Genomic DNA, 20,540 nt, shown 5'->3' with positions numbered 1-20,540 from the left:
AGATTGTAGATATATTTAAACATTACATAACAACAACTTAAATCATGTTAGGAATCAGTAATGAAACATAGCCCAGCACAAGAAAATGTTAGAAAGTATCAAAAAGAAGGTTTTGTCTTAACTGAAAGAGGTCAAAAAGGGAGAGCGATATCACAACCTGAGAACGGTGTTTATCGATTGATTAACGAAGATATCTCGCTTCCTGTTGCCGTTATTAAGCAATCGGCTTTGACCAATAACTTGAATTGGATGCAGTCATTCGCCGATCACCATCAAGTTAAATTGTCGCCACACGGCAAAACATCCATGACACCTGCTTTTTTCCGCCAACAACTCGAAAATGGCGCTTGGGGTATCACGGTAGCAACGCCTGCACAGGCTGAAATTGCAGCGATGGCTGGTGCGAAAAGAATCATTATGGCCAACCAATTGGTGGGCAAAACCAACATGGCGATTATCGAACAGCTTATTCGCGAGTTTGATGTCGATTTCTATTGTTGCGTGGATTCATCAGTCAACGTGCAGCAACTTAACCAATATTTCGCTAATACAAAGAAAACGCTAAAGGTACTGATCGAGTTTGGTGTACCGGGTGGTCGTTGTGGCTGTCGTTCACCGCAAGAGGTTCTAGAACTGGCTCAAACCATCCAGAACTCACCATCTCTTTCACTAGCAGGAATAGAGGTGTATGAGGGGGTAATTCACGGTGATAACGCAGAGCAAGATATTCGTACCTTCTTAAATCAGGCACTAGCATCTGTCGAAAGCCTCACATCAGATGGACTGATTGCAGGGCAACCGATTATCACTGGTGCAGGTTCCGCTTGGTATGACGTAGTTGCGGAATGTTTAGCGAATTTAACCGATTATTTGGCGATCATTCGTCCGGGTTGTTACGCCATTCACGATACTGGGATCTACCTAGATGCCCAAAGCAAGGTGTTACAGCGCGCCCAAGTTAATCAAGGCTATGCGTGTGAATTGGGTGGTGATTTAGAATCGGCGCTTGAGGTGTGGGCGTATGTAATCTCTCGCCCAGAACCTACCAAGCTAGTGGTTGGGCTAGGCAAGCGTGATGTGGCCTTTGATGCAGGTTTACCGATCGCCGAGCGCGGCTATCGCAACGGCGAAGCTATATCAGTGAAAGGCTTAACCTCTACTGCCGTGATGGATCAACATACCTTTGTTGAAACCGACGGCTCTTCTGAAATTGAAGTGGGCGACATGATTGCGTTCTCGACCTCACACCCGTGTTTAACCTTCGACAAATGGCGCTACATTGCCATCAGCGATGACGATCATCAGGTTACCCACTGGGTAGAAACCTGCTTCTAGTTCAATTTTTCGATAAGCTAGAATCAGCGAAGCAATCAGATATACTAACGGGGCTAAGGCTTGGTTTTAAATAGATTAGTGCTAAATGGCTTAATGCCAAATAGCCTAGTTCTAAATAGCTTTGTTCTTACGAGCTAAGCTCTTAAAAACTAAGCCATAACGGTTAGCCCCATCAACAAAGGATCAGGATTCTTGAGTTTAGAAGTAGATATCATTTCACAGATAACGGAGCGTTTTCCCGCTCTTCGTGATGCAGAGAAAAAAGTCGCCAAGCTGATCATGGATGACATTGATTTTGCAGCCAATGCCAGTATCACAGAGCTTGCTGAAGGTGCTCAAGTCAGTGAAGCCACAATTACCCGTTTTGCTAAGGCGATCGGCTGTAACAACGTGCGTGATATGAAAATCAAACTTGCTCAAACCCTGACCGTTGGCCAACGCTTTATCCTCGAACCTGTTGACCAAACTGGCTATCAAGGTATCTACGAATCGATCAAGCAGAGCCTAGACATCAACCGAACTCTGTTCAAAGAGCAAGACGTTGAAACTGCAGTGAACTGGCTACATAACGCCAGACAGATCATTGCTATCGGCATGGGTGGCGGTTCGACCATCGCTTCTCAAGAGCTGCAACACCGACTGTTCCGATTGGGCTACCCAGTAGTGTCGTACAACGATGGATTGATGTCACGTATGGTTGCCGCAACAGCCGATGCCAATGATGTGATGGTGATGATCTCAGCAACCGGTTTTACGCCAGTGATCACTGAAACGGCAGAACTGGCCAAGCAGTATGGACTTAAGATCATCGCAATTACGCCACAAGATACACCGCTGGCAAAGATTGCCGATATCTTGTTACCCATCAAGCACATGGAAACAGACTTCATCTACAAACCGTCGGCTTCTCGCTACGCAATGTTGGCGTTAGTAGATGTGCTTTCTATGGGAATCGCGGTCAATCATAAGAATCGCTCGCGCGACAAGCTGCGTCGTTTGAAGGTTGCGCTCGATTCTTACCGAGGCGGTGGCGACCGGCAACCTCTCGGTGACTAGATTTTGAATAAATGAGCCTCGTGTTTTTACTCGATAAAATAGAACCACGGGGCTTTTTAATTCTTGGCGAGCTTTCCCTATCCTTTCATGACCATAGCCATAACCACCAAGCCTGTATTTGCTCTATTTAACATCCGACTCTCCTTCTCTTAACTAAGGTTATAGCCAGTCGTACTTCCCAACAACCTTAAAAAACATCGTTTTATTTAGCAAATTTAACCTTTTGTCAATATGTGAATTTTATTTATAAAGAATATAACCAACAAATATGACCTTACCTCTTGATAAATCAAGGGCTACAGATAGTCACTTTATCAATGAAAAAATAGGTTTCATTTGTGAGGGTTTTATAAATCATTCGGCAGCGATACCGTGACTTACATCACAGGATGAGTAAACAAGGTATTATCATGAAAAAATCAGTATTAGCACTCGGCTTAATCGGTTTAGTTTCACTTCCAACTTTTGCAGCAAGCACAGATGGTGGCGCGTATGTAGGTGGTGGGCTTAGTGTCTATCAAGACTCCGATACAGATGGTCACGGTAGTTTAGATTCAGATGGTATGGGTTATAACCTATACGGTGGTTACCAATTCAACCGTATTGTTGGCGTAGAGCTTGGCTACAACGATTATGCAGATTACAAAAATGGCGCAGAAAAACTCTCGCCAACCTCTATTTCTGCATCAGCGAATATCGGTTATACGTTTGACAACACTATCCGTCCATTCGTATTGGCTGGTTTAAGCTCTGTTGACCTTCACGCGAACCAAGCGGCTAACTATGGGGACGACAGCGGTACTGGCTTCCACTTTGGCGTAGGTGTTGAATACACGCCGATTGAACACTTAACACTTCGCCTTATTTCACAAGCTGACGCGGTGAGTGTTGATGACTACTCCTATCAGGGCTCTCTCAAAAACGATGACCACACACTAGCATTCAACAGTGTTAGCTTCGGTGGTTCATACAACTTCTAATGTGTTCCTCACGGCCACGTTGTAAGTAAATAACTCAAATTCACTTTGCTACTCTGCTCTATGATAAGGCAACACAGTAAAGTGAATTTTTGTATCTATACGCCCTATCGAGTCATTTCACTTTAACCGGTTTATCGCTCACCATTACTTATTTGAGCTTTATGCGTTGATATTAGAGCTTTCTTGGTAGCGAGACTAAAATAAAGGAATAAGAGACGCAGGAAAACAAAACCTATGAACCTTCCAAGCTTAAACATGTCGATAAACAAGCTGCCCTTTGTGTTGGCTGTGTATTATCTGCTTGTCATCAACATCCCTCTCTCCCTAGAACTGTTTAGTATTGTTCAGGCATCAAAGTCTGAAAGTGTCACGTTTCTCATATCCATCCCGATCTTCTTCCTTGCTGCCTTCAATTTTATCTTCCAAGTCTTTAATTGGCCGATATTCTCCAAGCTGTTTTTTATTTTGTTGCTGATCACCTCGACACTCGTCAGCTACAGCATGTTCAATTACGGCATCTATGTAGACTACGGGATGATAGTAAATGTATTCGAGACCAATAGTGGCGAAGCGGCAAGCTATGTAAGTACCCACTCCATCTTATGGTTATTCGCCATGGGTATTGTCCCATCACTGATCTTACTGTTTACCAAGCTTAAGCGAGAGTCATGGAAAGATTTCTTTGTCTGGAAATCGATTGGTCTGCTCTCATCTTTGATCGTCATCGCCATTATTGCAGGGCTGTTTTACAAAGATTACGTTTCGATTGGTCGCAATAACTCTCATATCAAAAAGATGATCATCCCAACCGAATACGTGGCATCAACGGTCAAATACATCAATAACACCTACATCAAAGAGCCTATCCCCTATCAAGAATTGGGTCTAGATGCTCAACTCAAACCACAAGCAAAAACGGCAACCAAACCGACCTTATTGGTGTTTGTGCTTGGCGAAACCGCTCGAGTGTATAACTACCAATACCATGGCTATGAGAGAGAAACCAACGCTCATACCAAGCCTTACAACCCGATATTTTTCTCTGATGTTCAATCGTGCGGAACAGCCACCGCGGTTTCAGTACCGTGCATGTTCTCGAGCATGAATCGCAGCAACTACGATCGCGACAAAGCCTACAATCAAGATAACGTGGTCGACATCATGAACCGCGCGGGCATTCACTCTATCTGGCGAGAGCATGATGGTGGAGACAAGGCGGTCGCACACCGAATCAAAGAGATGACGCTCGTCGCCAAAGACAGCGATCCATTATGTAATAACGACGTATGCTACGACACAGCGATGCTAGAGAACTTCGAACAAGATACTCAAGAACTCAAGCAAGATAGCATCATTTTCTATCATATTTCGGGGTCTCACGGGCCTACTTACTTTGAACGTTACCCAGACGAACATAAGAAGTTTACGCCAGATTGCGCTCGCGCTGATATTGAAAACTGCACCAAAGAACAAGTGCTCAACACCTACGACAACACGATTTTGTACACAGATTTCTTTCTCTCACAGGCGATTCAGAAACTGGAGAAACTGACCAGCAAGTACAATGTCGCGCTGATGTATATTTCGGATCATGGTGAATCTTTAGGGGAAAACGGCGTGTATCTTCATGGTATGCCTTATTCCCTAGCACCAAAAGAGCAGACTCACGTACCTATGATCATGTGGATGTCTGATGGTTTTGCCGAGCAGAAAGGGATAAGCGAGACCTGCTTAAGAAAGGCGGGGAAAGAGCAGAGCTTTTCTCAGGATAACCTGTTCGACTCCTTGCTTGGCTTAATGGACGTGCAAACCAAAGAATACCGAGAGAACCAAGACATCTTCGCTTTGTGTCGCTAGCTTGAACTAGCTACTTATCATATTCCCACCAGAGGGGCTCGCATTATGAGTCCTTTTTTGTTCTCGCCAAAATGGTCGTTCCTATTGAAAATACCTCCGTCAGCTGCGTCCCATTAGCCGTAAGTTTTATTGAGTTTAGATTTGCGACTAAATATACTGGGGACAATATCAAACGGAGGGCAAAAATGAATAACAAAAACAAACATATAGTTTTAATTCATGGTCTATATATGCCTGCGTTGATCATGCAATATCTGGATAGAAACTTCAAAAAACGCGGCTTTACAACGCACAAGTTTGCCTACAACTCGCTGCGTTTCCCTTCTGCAGCCAAACGTCTCAATCGTTTCGTGAATGCTCGTTTTAATGAGTATGATGAGGTCTATTTTTTCGGTCACTCACTGGGTGGCTTGCTCATTCGCCATTACTTTAAGTTCTACCAACCCAACTTTGCAGACACCTGCATTATTACAGCAGGCACGCCGCACAATGGGGCAACCATCGCCAAAACACTGTCTAATCATGGTCTTGGCTTTATATTTGGTTCGAGCAAAATGGTCTTAAGTGATGGCTTGGGTGACTACGATATTGATGTGCCGATTGGCGTGATTACAGGCACCTACGATGCCGGTGTTGGACGTATTGTATTAGGCCGAAGCCCAGGGGATGGTACGGTCACACTCGAAGATGCCAACCTGCGAGGCGCGACAGATACCTGCGCCCTAAAGCTCAATCACACTGCGCTTGTGTACTCCAAAGAAGTCGTTGCGCGCTCTGCTCAGTTCATTGAGCACAGAGCTTTCAAGAACGCTTCATAGCTTTTTCGTTAGCTGTTTTCCGTTAACTTTTGTACGTTAGCTCCTGTATCTAGCTCTGGCTCTCTTATTGCTGTCTTCTTACTTCTGGTAGACCGATACAAAGATAGATAAAAACAAAAATACCACTCTGCGATAAGAGTGGTATTCGAAGATCCATTACTGGAAATGAGTGCTTGCTATACTTTCTATACTTGTTAAAGACGATTCACTCGCGTAGGTAAGAACACCTCACCCAACATGCATCGCACCGAACCACCACCAATGTCTTCGATCGTTTTCACGTTAAATGGTAGTAGCTTACCGTGTGTCGAAAGCTGAGCTAACTGAGCTGGAGAAAACGCATCGTAAGCCGATTGAGACATCGCAATCACCTTATCACCATTCACTGTCTCCAGTTGTAAGATGTTGCCGCAGAATCGGTTCATCTGATCGATTGAGATAGAGATAACTTGCTTGTCTTTGGCAAGAGATTTCACAACAAAGCGGCGCTCAAACTCTGGGATCACTTCATCACAGATCACACAGAAATTATCACCAATCGCCATCATCACATTGGTGTGGTAAATCGGCTGACCAGACGGCAGTGCTGTTTGGAATGAAACCACGCGAGAATAACCAATGCGCTTCGCGTAATCTTCTAATACTTCGCGGTCACAACGCTGAGAAAGCGCAGCATAGATGGTCTTGTTGATATGGTCGATAACCATCACACCCGTGCTCTCTAAGTAAGAACCTTGCGCAATATAAGACTCTAGAGACTCACTGTGGTTAACAATACGACCAGACGCTTCTAGCGCTTCAATAAGCGCATTCGGCTTAACTTCATTTTGACGGTTTTCACACGCCATTGGGAAAGTGAATAGGCTTCCATCAATACAAGTACTGAACCAGTTGTTTGGGAACACTGCGTCAGGGGTTTCAACACCCAGTTCCGGATAATCAAACTCTACAACTTGCACACCTTCTTTACGTAGCGAAGCCACCATAGCCTTAAACTCGGCCATCGTTTCTAACTTTACCTCAGCTTCAGTCAGATCGACTCTGTGCTGAAACTCGTTATCACGGGCTGTTTCTTCGTTAAATTTAAATTCTTTTGGCGGTACCATAACAACGCAATTTGCGTTTTGAACATTAGTAATATGCAGTGATTTTTTGTGTAGGTTTAACATTTCAACCGTCCCTATCTTTTATTTACCTCAGAATTGTAAACAACTTGTTACGACAAAATTCACTGAAAATCACAATGATTTGAATATTTATCCCAAGTAATTGCTGCAGATTTTAGATTAATCGGTAATTTTTACTGCAAGATAACAGCACATCAGAAAGAACCAACTGTATGCATATTCGTTAAAGAATTTTCTGGATAAATATTCTTATTTCATTTTTCAGCTCCACACGAGTTTTGATTACAATTTAATCCATTTAACGTTAGGATTATCACCGTTGCATAACCATCAATTACGTTTGAAATAAGCTTAACTTTTCCTGCCTAATTCAATCTAAAATTAGCTTCATGAAAGACACTCTTTGGAAGTGTTCTGTATCGCTAAAACCAAGTACTTACATAAGAACTAAAAAAAATCCATCGAATGGCTTAATACTTATAAGAACGCGTTGGCACTTATATAATTTCAAACTAAAACTGAAAAATTCAAATCAAGACTATAAAAACAAAGCTGCACATCACGATGCTCTAGCTCAAAGATGCAGTAGCTTATAAAGGGAAAACTATGTACAAGAAATTTGAAGGCTTTACTGAAGCCTTTCCAAAGGGAGAACCGATACAACCTCCTACTGGAATACTGGCATTCTGCCGCCATTACACACGAGGTTTTGAAAAGCCGTTGATCTTGCTCGGCTTAATGAGCATGACCATCGCGATCATCGAAGTCGCGCTGTTCGGTTATATGGGACAACTGGTTGACTGGCTATCAACAAGCAACCCAGACACTTTCTTAGCAGACAACCAATCCACATTAATGGGGCTTGGTATCCTGTTGTTGATCGTGATGCCAATCTTGATCAGTGTTTACTCACTACTGCTTCACCAAACTTTGCTGGGCAACTACCCAATGTCGATTCGTTGGTTAGCACACCGCTATCTTTTGAAGCAAAGCTTGTCATTCTATCAAGATGACTTTGCCGGGCGTGTCGCGACCAAAGTGATGCAAACCTCGCTCGCAGTGCGCGAAACCGTGACCAAAATGGTCGATGTATTCGTCTATGTGACGGTTTACTTCACGGCGATGCTGTTCATGCTTGCAGAATCAGATTGGCGCTTAATGGCTCCAATGTTGATTTGGTTGTTCATTTACGTTGGCATTCAACTGCACTTCGTACCAAAGCTGAAAGACGTGTCTTCAGAACAAGCGGATGCGCGCTCACTGATGACAGGGCGTATTGTTGATAGCTACACCAACATCGCAACGGTCAAACTGTTCTCACACAGTAAAAGAGAAACCGAGTACGCTGAAGAAGGCATGGAAGGCTTCCTTGATACTGTCCACCGCCAAATGCGCTTAGTGACTGGTTTCAACATCTGCGTTGAATTCGCTAACTACCTATTGGTATTCAGCATTGCGGGTATTTCTATCTACCTATGGCTAGACAACGCGATCACCGTGGGTGCAATTGCCATTGCGGTCAGCTTGGCTCTGCGTATTAACGGCATGTCGAAATGGATCATGTGGGAAATAGGTGGTCTGTTTGAAAACCTAGGTACTGTAATTGATGGCATTAAAACGCTGTCTAAGCCAATCGCTATCGAAGACAAGAAAGACGCTAAACCACTAAAAGTGCCACAAGGCGGCATCAACTTCGACAACGTGAGCTTCAACTACGGTGAGAATAAGGGCGTGATTAACAACCTTAACCTCAATATCAAGCCGGGCGAAAAAGTCGGCTTGGTTGGTCGTTCAGGGGCAGGTAAATCGACATTAGTTAACTTGCTACTGCGCTTCCACGATGTAGAAGATGGTCGAATTTTGATTGATGGCCAAGAGATCTCATCGGTGACACAAGACTCGCTACGCAGCAATATCGGCATGGTGACTCAAGATACCTCACTGCTGCACCGTTCGATCAAAGAAAACATTCTTTACGGTCGTCCTGATGCATCAGATGAAGAAGTGTATGCTGCAACCAAACAGGCACACGCTCATGAGTTTATCGAAACGCTAACTGACCCGTTTGGTAACGTTGGCTACGATGCTCAAGTCGGTGAACGTGGCGTTAAGCTTTCTGGTGGGCAGCGTCAACGTGTCGCTATCTCACGTGTACTTCTGAAGAATGCTCCGCTGTTGGTTCTAGATGAAGCAACATCAGCTCTCGATTCAGAGGTTGAAGCCGCGATACAAGAGAGCTTGATTGAACTAATGGAAGGCAAAACGGTTATAGCGATTGCACACCGTCTATCGACCATTGCCGCAATGGACCGTTTGATCGTACTCGACCAAGGTAATATCGTCGAAGAAGGCACGCACCAAGAGCTGATTACGCAAAATGGCATCTATGCTCAATTGTGGAATCACCAGACTGGTGGCTTTATTGGTGATGATCTTGAACAGACAATGAGCGCTTAATTTATATTCCATTTTAAAAGTGCGGCGTAATTCACACCAAAATGTTAACTGGCGGTAAATTACACATGGCAGAATGTTATGTCGTAATCATATAATGACATTAACAGCAATGACGCTTCGCTTGCGCGTTCTGGAATAAGGCTAGACTTCGGGGGGAGGCTAGCCTTTTTTATGTCTGTTATTCTTCGCCCCTTTCTCGTCTGTTTTCATTGGTTCTATAAACTTCGTCGATCCTTTTGTTTTTTTCTTGGCGTTTTTTTCTTAAAATGCGCGCAGTATTCTTTTTAGAGATCAACCATGAACAAAAGTGTCTTAACTAACGTTATTGCGTTAGCACTGCTTGCTGGCGGCTATGCGACAGCAAACCAATACTTGCTTTACGCAGGTTTATTCGCATTTTCTGGTGCTATCACCAACTGGCTTGCGATTCACATGTTGTTCGAGAAAGTACCCGGCCTATATGGTTCTGGCGTTATTCCAGCGCGCTTTGAAGAGTTCAAGGCAGCCATCAAGCAACTGATGATGGAACAGTTCTTTACTGAAAGTAACATCGACCGTTTTCTTAGTAGTGAGATGACAGGAAAGTCACTCAACCTAGAGCCTGTGATTAAGAAGATCGACTTTAATCCTGCATTCGAATCTCTGGTACATGTTATCGAAAACTCACAGTTTGGTGGTATGTTGGCAATGGTTGGTGGCACAGAAGCACTACAGCCAATGAAGGCGCCATTTGTTGAGAAGATGCAAGAGTCTGTGATTGAAATCAGCAAGAGTGATTCGGTAAAAAATGCCATCAAGGATGAACTTGAATCGCCTGCGATGATGGATGAAATCAAAGAGAACATTGAAGCGATCATCGATCAGCGCTTAAATGAATTGACACCAAAACTGGTTAAAGAGATGGTTCAGACCATGATCAAAAAACACCTTGGTTGGTTGGTCGTTTGGGGGGGGGTATTTGGCGGTGTGATTGGCTTAATCTCTGCGGCAATTACGCTGTAATCCGGACAAGTTTATCCTATTGCTCTTTATCTGACGTTCAAAAAAATGGAAGCTTATTGGCTTCCATTTTTTATATTTAAATAACCTTGGTAAGGCGAAAGCAGGTCACTATTTTATGGTGGCCAACAACTCAGGGTTAACACCAAAGCCCTTCTTGTGTTCTTCAATCACCACTTCGCTGCGTGTCTGAATCACACCTGGCAGAGTACCCAACTTAGTTGCCATAAATGCTTGGTACGCCTTCATGTCTTTTACTCGAACCTTGATCATGGTGTCAAAGTCCCCCGACAGCGAATAGCACTCTTCGACTTCAGGCATCGTTTCAACCGCTTGGGCAAATTTATCAAAAATGGAAAAGCTGGTTTGATCGAGACGAATATGGATAAACACTTGGACATCGAGCCCCAATTTTTCTGAACAAAGCTCAGCATGATAGCCAGTGATGTAGCCCACTTTTTCCAATCGCTTCAACCTATCAGAGCAAGGTGAAGTCGTTAGGTTGACCTGTTTCGCTAGTTCAACAACGGGCAATCGGCCTTTCATATGCAGAATTCTTAGAATCTCTTTATCGATACGATCGAGTTGATGCTGAGACATAACATTCCTTAAACATTCTAGATTGCGCTCAGTATATTCCATACTAAGAGCAATCGAAGAAAACCTCGCTCACACATTTAGAAAACTAAACAGACCATTCCTATTCACGTTAAACATAAAACCACACAGATCGATAACAACCCTTATAAATCAGACTCTAGTTATTAACAAATTATTATAGAAATGACCCGATTAACAAATAAGTTGAGCCAGAAACGAAAGAAAGGATATAGGCCAAAGTGAATAATAGAATTCTCAAAGAGAAAGGATAACTCTATTATGAAAACGCAAGAACTCGCATATAAACCTTACGGAATCGGTTCATGGACACACGTAACGGTATCAAAAGATGTTGCCCAAGCACTCGCAAGTGAATACTCAAACTATGGCTGGGAAGTTAAGATTGATGGCAATGTCGTCGAGGCAGAACCTTCACTAAAAGCGGCATAAAAACGAAAAAAACCTCCATCAGGGAGGTTTTTAAATCGAAGTTAGTAAGCACTTACTACAATCTAAGCCAGACCAACTTGGGGAACTGTAGTTCCTGTTTCACAACGACAGTTGCACGTTCGACAGAAGTGCTGAGTTTCCATGTCGTAGTACAGGTTTCCACTAAATAGCTTTGACGTCCATTGCATCATACGGCCAGAGGTTGTCTCAGGCTCAGATTCACAACGTTTCATTATAGACTTATGTAGTGTTGTTTTTTTACATCCTTTGCAATAGAGATCAGGCATACCTTTGTCCTATAGGTCTTTAGTGGTTACTGATAATTGACACATGATGTCCAATTCAGTGTAATAATTCACCGAGCTAATAACAAAAGTGAGCGCCAAGTTCAAAAAATAGCCATTTTATCGGTTATTTTTTGACATCAAGCGTTATGAAAAGCCTTCTTCTTCTATTTATTTTTCTTCTATCATTTGGTTTCGATTTACATTGTAAACCTCATAACAGCCGTGCTTCTCCTGTATCCTACTGGTTTTTTATAAGACAAAGGTAGTGCCTACATAAAAAAATAGAGCCACCGAAGTGACTCTATTACTTTATTTTTCAATTACTTTTTACAATTGCTTTTTTAGCTAATGTTTTTTTGCTAATTCACATATGTTTTACAATGTAAATTAGTCTAGCTCAACTAGGTTCTTCTTGAACTCTGCGTGTTGCTTTTTCACTTCGTCTTCTGGCTCGCCAGTCATTATGCTCACAATAACGATAGAAAGCGTCGATAGGATGATTCCCGGTACGATTTCGTAAACATCGAACCAACCGCCCGTGAACTGCTTCCAAAGAACAATCGTAACACCACCAACCACGATACCCGCTAGAGCGCCGTTACGGTTCATACGAGACCAGTACAGGCTTAATACGATTGCCGGACCGAATGCAGCACCAAAACCAGCCCATGCGTAAGATACAAGGCCAAGTACTGAGCTGTCTGGTGTCATCGCCAGAACAAGAGCAACAAGAGAAATTAGAATAACCGCGAAACGGCCGACACGAACAATCTCTTCTGACGTTGCGTCTTTCTTCAAAACTTGCTTATACAGATCTTCTGCCATTGCAGATGAAGAAACAAGAAGTTGTGAATCCGCAGTACTCATGATTGCCGCTAGAATTGCAGCAAGTAGGATACCGGCGATTACTGGGTGGAACATCGCGTTCACAAGAAGCATGAAGATCTTCTCGCCATCGTCTAGCTTAGGTGCGCCAGAGTTCGTCACATAGATTAGACCAACAAGACCCACAAGCATTGCACCGATCATAGACAGTGCAGTCCAGATAACTGCAATGCGGCGCGCTGTTGTTAGGTCTTTATTACTACGTGTTGCTTTGAAACGCGCAAGGATGTGTGGTTGACCGAAGTAACCCAAACCCCATGCCGCTAATGAGATGATCGCAATAGCAGACAGTGGCTCACCCTTCGCATCATTCCATAGCGTTAGAAGCTCTGGGTTGATGTTGTGTAGGTCGCTAGAAAGCTGACCTAGGCCACCGTTCATTGCCGCGATTGGTACAATCAATAGCGCTGCAGACATGAGTAGACCTTGAACCAAGTCAGTCCAAGATACCGCAAGGAAACCACCAAACAGAGTGTACGAAACTACACAGACAGTACCGATAATTACCGCTGTTGTGTAATCAAGACCGAATACCGTTTCAAACAATTTACCACCTGCTACCAAGCCTGAACTTGTGTAGAAAAGGAAGAATAAAAGGATAAAGAAAGCAGAAATTGTTTGGATCAGCTTAGAATTATCATTGAAACGACGAGATAGGAACTCCGGCAGCGTCAGTGATTCAGTTGTAATGCTGTAAGTACGTAGACGTTTTGCACTGATTAACCAGTTTGCCCAAGTACCAACAAGTAGGCCACCAGCAAGCCAGAATGCTTCAAAGCCAGCAGCGTAAGCGTAACCAGGCAGGCCAAGTAGCAACCAACCACTCATGTCTGATGCACCAGCAGAAAGTGCAGCAGGCCATGGGCCTAACGAACGACCACCTAGGAAGTAGTCTGTTGAGTTAGATGTACGTTTGTAAGCAATAACACCGATCGCTAGCATCATAATTAGATACGCAATGAACGTCGTCGTTATTGCAAAACTGTTTTCTATCATTTGATAGTCCTCATTTTGTAGAAAGCCTTCCATGCCTAATTCAATGCAAGACACTCACCGTAAAGGCAAGCGAGTGCATTGAGTTAGGTATTCAGGCTCCAAGGCGCTAGGGGAGAAAACCAAAAATGGGAAAAACCAAAAATGGAGAAAACCAAAAGTACTTAGAGCCAATTTTACTGAAGGTTAGTGAGCTTCGCTTCCAAGTTCGAGCAAGGTCGCGTTACCGCCCACAGCTGTTATATTTATAGTTCGCGTACGCTCGGTAATGAAGCGCAGCGATAGGTGTGGATCATTAGCAACATTCATTGTCGCCAGATCCGTTTCAGCTACTAAACCGACGATTGCACCGTCACGCTTAGCAAGCTGTAAATTGATAGCTTGTGCCGTTTGCGAGTTACCCACGTACCCCACGCTACGTACATCGCAAGACAACAACTGTTGAGCAGCGTCATACGAGGCAACTTGCACCAAGTTAGTTGGCAAGTTCGCCGACTTAGCTGCGTCTGCAACTAAAGTATTGAACTGCACATCATCACTGCACAATTGGACGCTATTACCTGCCAATAGCGCAGCAGTAATCAAAGCCATTGCAGTTTGCAATGCTGGCACTTTCTCTTCGCAATCATCAACAATAACCAAAGCCACACCGCGGCCAGCGGCATACAACTCATTGGTTTCGCCCGTAGGACCTGCCATTAGGTGATGTTCAGAAAGCAGCGCAGACGCTTGCTCTAGATGATAAGTCGCCACCGTCGCCAAAGGCGAAGACTGACTTTCGATCTCTGATTTCAGCGCAAGAACCTGAGCACTCTTGTAATCAAAGTCTGTAAGGTTCCATTGTTCCCACGCTAGCAAAGCATCAGAAAAACCTGTCACTTGATGAACCATGATAATGCTCCTTATGCCTTGTCTTGTGATTGAGAGAAATGAACATCAGTAAAGCGGTATAGGTAGTGAGGACCACCCGCTTTAGGGCCAGTACCTGACAAGCCTTGACCACCAAATGGTTGAACACCAACAACGGCGCCCACTTGGTCACGGTTGATGTAGCAGTTACCCACACGAACGTGTTTTTCGATCCAACGGTAAGTTGTCTCATTACGGCTGTGGATCCCCATGGTTAAGCCAAATCCCGTTTGGTTGATTTGGTCTACCACTTGCGCTAACTCACTCGCTTTGAAGCGAACAATGTGTAGCACTGGGCCAAACTGTTCTTCTTTCAAGCAGCTGATGTCATCAATTTCAAACGCACTTGGTGGAACAAAATCGCCATGTTCACAATCCGTACCTAGAGAAAGTTGAGCCACCTTCTTCTGGGTATTGGTCATGTTTTCTAAGTGCGCCATTAGCTTCTGTTTCGCGTTTTGGTCGATAACAGGGCCAACATCGGTTTTATGAAGGTGTGGAATACCCACACTCAACTCGTCCATTGCTCCGTGAATTAATCCAACCACGCGGTCTGCAATGTCTTCTTGGATGTAAAGCACACGCAGTGCAGAACAACGCTGGCCTGCAGAAGCAAACGCAGAACGAATCACATCACGAACCACCTGTTCAGGCAGTGCGGTACTGTCGACGATCATCGCATTCTGGCCGCCTGTCTCCGCAATAAACGGAACTGGCTTAGCATTACGAGTGGCTAATGACACATTGATACGCTGTGCCGTTGGCGTAGAACCAGTAAAGGCAACGCCCGCAATCGCATCATGACTGGTGAGCGCACTGCCGATCTCAGCACCGCGACCCGGTAGTAGCTGAATCGTGCCAGCAGGGAAGCCCGCTTCATTCATCAGTTCAACCGCACGAGCAGCAATCAAGCTTGTTTGCTCGGCAGGCTTAGCCACAACCGTATTACCCGCCACTAGTGCTGCAGTAATTTGGCCAAGGAAGATCGCTAGAGGGAAGTTCCAAGGGCTGATACAAACGAACACACCACGACCTTGTCGTGAAGCGATTCGTGTTTGGCCATCAAAACCTTTTAGTTCGAAACCTTGTAGGTTGTCAGCTTGTTTTGCGTAGTAACGGCAGAAGTCGACCGCTTCACGTACTTCATCAACACTATCGTGAATTGTCTTACCCGCTTCTTGATGACAAATCGCCACCAGCTCAGCGAGGTTGTCTTCCATCAGGTCAGCCAGCTTATCAAGTGCAGCCGCTTTGGTTTCAACCGAAGTTGCGTTCCAATCAGCGAATGCTGCGTCTGCGCCAGTGATCGCTGCGGAAACATGATCAAGGTTAGCGAAAGCCACCTGACCCACATTAATACGACGATCATAAGGTGCCGTCACTTGCTCAACGTTCTGATCAGCCTTGATCATGCTTTCGGCAAGAGATTCACCGTTGATCGCAGGGCCTGCAGTCCATTGATTATTAAGGAAAGCTTTAACCTGCTCTTCAAACTGATGCGCTTCACTTTCGATATCGATGTTCACACCGTACGAGTTTTTACGCTCTGGGAATACCTCTGGTGGCAATGGAATCTTAGTGTTGTGCAGCGTATCGAACGCCAGAAGCATATCGACAGGGTGTTGAGTCAGCTCAGCCACAGGGCAACGCGCATCAACTAGACGGTGGACAAACGAGCTGTTTGCACCGTTTTCTAGCAAGCGACGTACTAGGTATGGCAGAAGGTCTTTATGGCTGCCAACTGGTGCGTAGATACGTACTGACTGTTGGTAAGCTTCCATCGCATGGTTGTAAAGAGAATCACCCATGCCGTGTAAGCGTTGGAATTCAAAGTCTTTGTGCTCAGTCATCACTGCAATAGCAGAAACCGTATGAGCATTGTGACTCGCAAACTGCGGGAAGATATTGCCACGAACACTTGGGCTCAACAGGTAACGCGCACATGCAAGGTAAGCTACGTCTGTCGCTTCTTTGCGTGTGTAAACTGGGTAATCAGTAAAGCCAGCTTGTTGCGACCATTTAATTTCGCTATCCCAGTAAGCACCTTTAACTAAGCGAAGCGGGATCAAATCACCCTGTTCTTTCGCTAAGCGGTTTAGCCATACTAGAACCGGTAGTGCACGCTTTGAGTAAGCTTGAATAACCAGACCAAATTTACCCCAACCTTTTACAAGATCGGTACGGTACAGTTTTTCGAATAATTTAAGAGAAAGCTCTAAGCGATCCGCTTCTTCCGCATCAATCGTAATCGCAACATCTAGCTCTACTGCGCGGCGCAATAGCTGCTCTAGCGTGTCGCAAAGTTCCGTCAATACGCGGTCTTCGTTCGCCACTTCATAACGTGGGTGAAGCGCAGAAAGCTTGATAGATACCGATGGAGCAGGGCTCGATTTTGAAGAGACATACGTGTCTCGACCTACGGCTTCAATCGCCATTAGGTAATCTTTGAAGTATTTGTTTGCGTCAGCTGTAGTCAGTGCCGCTTCACCTAGCATGTCGTATGAATAGGTAAAACCTTTGTCACGCATAGACTTACCGTTCTTTTGCGCTTCAGCAATGCTGCGGCCAAGAACGAATTGGTGACCCATCACCTTCATTGCTTGGTGCATCGCTTTACGAATCACCGGCTCAGAAAGCTTGTTCACTAAGCGATTCACGGCTTGACCCGCACTCTGCTCTTTAGATGAAAGCCCAACCACCTTGCCTGTTAGCATTAGGCCCCAAGTGGATGCGTTAACAAACACTGAGTCAGAATTCTTTAGGTGAGATTTCCAATCCGCAACGCTAAGTTTGTCGCGAATCAGTGCATCAGCGGTTGCCGAATCAGGAATACGCATCAAGGCTTCCGCCAGACACATTAGCAAGATGCCTTCTTGAGTATCTAAACTGTATTCAAGCAACAAAGCGTCGATCATTTGAATAGATGTTTTATCCGCACGGATAGACTCAATCAACGACGTCGTTTTGTCTGTGATCTGCTGCTTTTCTGACTCAGAAGGGGTAGCTAGCGGCAGAAGTTGCTCTAGCCATTGGGTTTCATCCACCATATATAATGGTGAGATAAGCGACCATAGATCAGCAAGCGACTGCTCGTTGAATTCTGGCTTTAACACATCAGTAGCTGTAAACATGCGTTTTCCTTAATCTCACACCCGGAATTAGCCCGGGATCTCTACAATGGCTGCAGTGTATTTAGAGTATATAAGGATTACTTGTCAAAAACTCCGAGTTTTTTGCTAAAAACTCGCTTTATTAACAAAACAAACACAAGGTCACATATGAAACTTTAAAATAATATGCCGTTTTGTTTCACTATTTAACAGAAATTTTCTTTTTGTATTGAGATGGTGACATGCCTTGAAGGCGTGAAAAGGTGTGAGTAAAGGAAGATTGACCTGAGAAACCAGCCAGTTCAGCGACCTGACCAAGGCTGAGGTTACCTTGTTCGATTAAACGACGAGATCGGTCGATACGCTTACCTAACACGTACTGATGCGGGGTAATGCCCATTTGATCTTTGAATAGCATGTGGAACTGGCTTTCACCCAGAAACACACTGCCTGCAAGCTGCGCGACAGAGATCTTATTTGCTAAATGCTGTTCTATGTAGCGATCCAACGCATCAAGATCAAAACGCGAGTCTTTAATCGGAGTTTCGAATGCCGAGATGTGTCTTTGCATCAGCGCGATCACCGTGTCATTACAGGCTCGGCTTAGTAGCAGATCATCAGGACTGGCCTGCATTTCTTGCACCAACATATGGATAAGCTTTTGAATTTGCGCGTCTAATTGGAAGTAGACATTCGATGATTCTAACTGATTGATCTTCTCTAGCATCAGAGGGTCATCATCCGTTGGCAGGGGCATATTGAGTACTAGGATGTCCGACTGGCCAACCACACCACCGAAAGCATGATCAGAACTCGCCGTTACCACACAACCTTGACCAGGGCCGACAAGATTGCCTTTACCGCTCACTTCAAATTCAGCCTGACCTTTTAAACCAATCACAACCTGCGAATAATGATGATCGTGACAATCCATATGCGAAGGCAAAGTTATGATTTCCGCTGGTCGGGGGCCTGTAAGCCCTAGCGGAGACAAGTCTAGGTTTGGAAAGGGTAAAGGTTTTGGCATGACAGCAAAGTACTTAGGTCGACATGATAAGAATAATACTCTGAAATCTGCAGAAGATGAATTTGTAAATGATCATGAGAGTTGTTTTCTCTTCTTCAAAGAAAGATCATTATTGATAACCACGTGATCATGCCTCCGGAAGTATGATCAAGCGCTCCCAAACTACGGGCTTTGTAAAATCAACCTTCCAATCTTTAGGCCACTCTTCCTTGTTCCAGTAGCAATAAATCTGAATACCAAAAGTCAAAGCAAGTCACAAATGGAAACCAAATGACTACACCATAACGACAATATTTTCTTATATAGCTCAATTATTTCGGTGTAAATATGTAAAAAGTGTATCCGAAGTACCGAAACTTAGCTTTTGAGTAGATTGGAGGGCAATAAAACGGTATAAAGACGGGTACTGTGTTAATTGCTAATAACTAGTGACTGACAACTAGGAAGTAGACACTTTATTAACGAGCCAATTTTAAATATACAAGTTGCAGGGACCTATGACTAACTTTCGAATTTCAGCGCTTTTACTTGCGCTATCCCCACTTTGGGTATCTGCATCGTTATCAGCTGAAGAACTGAATCAAGTCGATCCCGTTTCAGCTATCGATGCAAAGCTAACAGAGAAAAACTCAGATATTGAGCGTATTTCAGCGACCAAAGTATCGGCAACTGAGACCTTAAAACAACTTCAAAACCAGAACAGTAAGTTGTTACGTGAAGGTGAAGAGTTAAAGGCAAAACGTAACCGAGCAAAATCTGTACTCGACAAACAGTACAGTCGCTTACTTGACGATCCAGAAACGGATCTGGTTTCTTTTCAGAAAGGATACCAAGATGCTTGGGCTGCGGTTAAAGAGAATCAATCGTCTCAGCTAGATAATCAGCAAGCGATGAATGAGAACGAAATTTACCTTTCTCAAATTAAGCAAAAGCAAGCTCGTTTGAATAATGAGCTGGCTAACTTGAAAGAATCAAAAGTTGAAGCTCGCGTTAAACGTATTGCAACAGAACTTCGTGAAAGTGCGGTTCTTGAAACTAGCTACACCACCACATGTTCATCAACAATGACACTGGGTGAGTGTATTGCTCAAGGTAAACACCTGACGAAGCAGAAAGCAGTACAAAACTTCAAGAGCAAATTACTTGAACAGCTCACAGAAAGCACTCTTGCGAAGCAAAACTTACAAGGTGTTCAATTGAACATTCATGTTCAAGACAGCCAAGCAATCAAGAGCGGTTTCTCTGGAAACAACTCTTACTTTGTGCAGATGCAAGCTCAACTTCAAGCAAAACCGGAAGCGATTGCAGCATGTAACTTATTGAACGTTTCAACTCGCTACTGTTTAACGGACAGCGACGTTAAGGTTGCAAAGAAGAGCGACAAGCAGTGGGCAAACGTGATGGTACGTTCTGATCAATATAATGACTCAGTCACTATCAACGGCATTAAATACGGCAGCACACCCTTAGAGGTTTCGCTACCGAGCGGTCGTCATCAAGTAACCATCTCAAAAGAAGGTTACGAGTCATACAACCGCACAGTGACTATCAACGGCAGCGATACTATTTGGGTGAAACTCCTTCCTAGTAAGGAAAATGAAATCTAAATATATAAAGCTAAGCCTGATATAAATAGCCGTGCCTATTTCA

Annotated in this window: 15 protein-coding genes; 9 read left to right on the top strand and 6 right to left on the bottom strand. The window is 44.2% G+C overall.

Annotated features, from left to right (window positions below; all coding sequences use genetic code 11):
* Positions 1-60 precede the first annotated feature (60 nt).
* The 5 genes from Q5H80_RS14570 to Q5H80_RS14550 all read left to right on the top strand — a co-directional run bounded on the left by Q5H80_RS14570 (position 61) and on the right by Q5H80_RS14550 (position 6,046).
* On the top strand, positions 61-1,335 hold the full coding sequence (locus tag Q5H80_RS14570; RefSeq protein ID WP_304570156.1) for an amino acid deaminase: 1,275 nt from the start codon (positions 61-63) through the stop codon (positions 1,333-1,335).
* Between the two features lie 192 nt (positions 1,336-1,527).
* Positions 1,528-2,391 carry a MurR/RpiR family transcriptional regulator gene (locus tag Q5H80_RS14565; protein WP_304570155.1) on the top strand — a complete coding sequence of 288 codons (864 nt, stop codon included), beginning with the start codon at positions 1,528-1,530 and terminating at the stop codon, positions 2,389-2,391.
* Positions 2,392-2,801: 410 nt separating this feature from the next.
* Positions 2,802-3,371 carry a porin family protein gene (locus Q5H80_RS14560; RefSeq protein WP_369809720.1) on the top strand — a complete coding sequence of 190 codons (570 nt, stop codon included), beginning with the start codon at positions 2,802-2,804 and terminating at the stop codon, positions 3,369-3,371.
* A gap of 234 nt (positions 3,372-3,605) precedes the next feature.
* Positions 3,606-5,228: a phosphoethanolamine transferase gene (locus Q5H80_RS14555; protein WP_304570153.1), complete on the top strand. Its 1,623-nt coding sequence runs from the start codon at positions 3,606-3,608 to the stop codon at positions 5,226-5,228.
* A 185-nt stretch (positions 5,229-5,413) separates the two neighbouring features.
* Complete coding sequence (locus Q5H80_RS14550; protein ID WP_304570152.1) at positions 5,414-6,046, top strand: triacylglycerol lipase; 633 nt, start codon at positions 5,414-5,416, stop codon at positions 6,044-6,046.
* 194 nt (positions 6,047-6,240) lie between these two features.
* Here the strand turns inward: Q5H80_RS14550 and Q5H80_RS14545 are convergent, their stop codons facing one another.
* The gene (locus tag Q5H80_RS14545; protein ID WP_304570151.1) at positions 6,241-7,215 is read right to left on the bottom strand and encodes an arginine deiminase-related protein; all 975 of its coding nucleotides are present in this window, start codon (positions 7,213-7,215) and stop codon (positions 6,241-6,243) included.
* Between the two features lie 564 nt (positions 7,216-7,779).
* Here Q5H80_RS14545 and Q5H80_RS14540 point away from each other — a divergent pair.
* Together Q5H80_RS14540 and Q5H80_RS14535 are read left to right on the top strand one after the other, a co-directional pair.
* Complete coding sequence (locus Q5H80_RS14540) at positions 7,780-9,630, top strand: ABC transporter ATP-binding protein (protein ID WP_304570149.1); 1,851 nt, start codon at positions 7,780-7,782, stop codon at positions 9,628-9,630.
* A 297-nt stretch (positions 9,631-9,927) separates the two neighbouring features.
* Positions 9,928-10,632 carry a hypothetical protein gene (locus Q5H80_RS14535; RefSeq protein WP_009845994.1) on the top strand — a complete coding sequence of 235 codons (705 nt, stop codon included), beginning with the start codon at positions 9,928-9,930 and terminating at the stop codon, positions 10,630-10,632.
* A 108-nt stretch (positions 10,633-10,740) separates the two neighbouring features.
* On the opposite strand, the gene Q5H80_RS14530 is transcribed toward Q5H80_RS14535, so the two are convergent.
* Positions 10,741-11,229 (bottom strand): Lrp/AsnC family transcriptional regulator, encoded by a 489-nt coding sequence (locus Q5H80_RS14530; protein WP_009845995.1) that lies wholly within the window; start codon positions 11,227-11,229, stop codon positions 10,741-10,743.
* A 279-nt stretch (positions 11,230-11,508) separates the two neighbouring features.
* On the opposite strand from Q5H80_RS14530, the gene Q5H80_RS14525 reads away from it, so the two are divergent.
* Positions 11,509-11,679: a hypothetical protein gene (locus Q5H80_RS14525; protein ID WP_009845996.1), complete on the top strand. Its 171-nt coding sequence runs from the start codon at positions 11,509-11,511 to the stop codon at positions 11,677-11,679.
* A 674-nt stretch (positions 11,680-12,353) separates the two neighbouring features.
* On the opposite strand, the gene putP is transcribed toward Q5H80_RS14525, so the two are convergent.
* From putP to Q5H80_RS14500, 4 genes are all read right to left on the bottom strand, one after another.
* Positions 12,354-13,844 (bottom strand): sodium/proline symporter PutP, encoded by a 1,491-nt coding sequence (gene putP, locus Q5H80_RS14515; RefSeq protein WP_304570744.1) that lies wholly within the window; start codon positions 13,842-13,844, stop codon positions 12,354-12,356.
* Positions 13,845-14,030: 186 nt separating this feature from the next.
* Positions 14,031-14,735, bottom strand: a complete 705-nt coding sequence (locus Q5H80_RS14510) for a 1-pyrroline-5-carboxylate dehydrogenase (RefSeq protein WP_304570146.1) — start codon at positions 14,733-14,735, stop codon at positions 14,031-14,033.
* Positions 14,736-14,746: 11 nt separating this feature from the next.
* Positions 14,747-17,884, bottom strand: a complete 3,138-nt coding sequence (gene putA / locus Q5H80_RS14505) for a bifunctional proline dehydrogenase/L-glutamate gamma-semialdehyde dehydrogenase PutA (RefSeq protein WP_304570145.1) — start codon at positions 17,882-17,884, stop codon at positions 14,747-14,749.
* A gap of 181 nt (positions 17,885-18,065) precedes the next feature.
* Entirely contained in the window at positions 18,066-18,890 is an 825-nt protein-coding gene (locus tag Q5H80_RS14500) for an AraC family transcriptional regulator (RefSeq protein WP_304570144.1), read from the bottom strand.
* A gap of 497 nt (positions 18,891-19,387) precedes the next feature.
* On the opposite strand from Q5H80_RS14500, the gene Q5H80_RS14495 reads away from it, so the two are divergent.
* Entirely contained in the window at positions 19,388-20,497 is a 1,110-nt protein-coding gene (locus Q5H80_RS14495) for a PEGA domain-containing protein (protein ID WP_139683666.1), read from the top strand.
* Positions 20,498-20,540: the final 43 nt, after the last annotated feature.

Origin of the sequence: Vibrio sp. SNU_ST1, assembly GCF_030563405.1 — a bacterium.
Classification (GTDB): Bacteria; Pseudomonadota; Gammaproteobacteria; order Enterobacterales; family Vibrionaceae; genus Vibrio.
The sequence above is the reverse complement of the archived record's forward strand: the minus strand, read 5'-3'. Positions and strand labels throughout refer to the sequence as shown.

What these genes read in the sequence shown, in the direction of transcription:
- Q5H80_RS14570 (WP_304570156.1), top strand. Translation starts at nt 61, where the DNA reads ATGAAACATAGCCCAGCACAAGAAAATGTTAGAAAGTATCAAAAAGAA.
- Q5H80_RS14560 (WP_369809720.1), top strand. Translation starts at nt 2,802, where the DNA reads ATGAAAAAATCAGTATTAGCACTCGGCTTAATCGGTTTAGTTTCACTT.
- Q5H80_RS14555 (WP_304570153.1), top strand. Translation starts at nt 3,606, where the DNA reads ATGAACCTTCCAAGCTTAAACATGTCGATAAACAAGCTGCCCTTTGTG.
- Q5H80_RS14550 (WP_304570152.1), top strand. Translation starts at nt 5,414, where the DNA reads ATGAATAACAAAAACAAACATATAGTTTTAATTCATGGTCTATATATG.
- Q5H80_RS14545 (WP_304570151.1), bottom strand. Translation starts at nt 7,215, where the DNA reads ATGTTAAACCTACACAAAAAATCACTGCATATTACTAATGTTCAAAAC.
- Q5H80_RS14540 (WP_304570149.1), top strand. Translation starts at nt 7,780, where the DNA reads ATGTACAAGAAATTTGAAGGCTTTACTGAAGCCTTTCCAAAGGGAGAA.
- Q5H80_RS14535 (WP_009845994.1), top strand. Translation starts at nt 9,928, where the DNA reads ATGAACAAAAGTGTCTTAACTAACGTTATTGCGTTAGCACTGCTTGCT.
- Q5H80_RS14530 (WP_009845995.1), bottom strand. Translation starts at nt 11,229, where the DNA reads ATGTCTCAGCATCAACTCGATCGTATCGATAAAGAGATTCTAAGAATT.
- Q5H80_RS14525 (WP_009845996.1), top strand. Translation starts at nt 11,509, where the DNA reads ATGAAAACGCAAGAACTCGCATATAAACCTTACGGAATCGGTTCATGG.
- Q5H80_RS14510 (WP_304570146.1), bottom strand. Translation starts at nt 14,735, where the DNA reads ATGGTTCATCAAGTGACAGGTTTTTCTGATGCTTTGCTAGCGTGGGAA.
- putA (WP_304570145.1), bottom strand. Translation starts at nt 17,884, where the DNA reads ATGTTTACAGCTACTGATGTGTTAAAGCCAGAATTCAACGAGCAGTCG.
- Q5H80_RS14500 (WP_304570144.1), bottom strand. Translation starts at nt 18,890, where the DNA reads ATGCCAAAACCTTTACCCTTTCCAAACCTAGACTTGTCTCCGCTAGGG.
- Q5H80_RS14495 (WP_139683666.1), top strand. Translation starts at nt 19,388, where the DNA reads ATGACTAACTTTCGAATTTCAGCGCTTTTACTTGCGCTATCCCCACTT.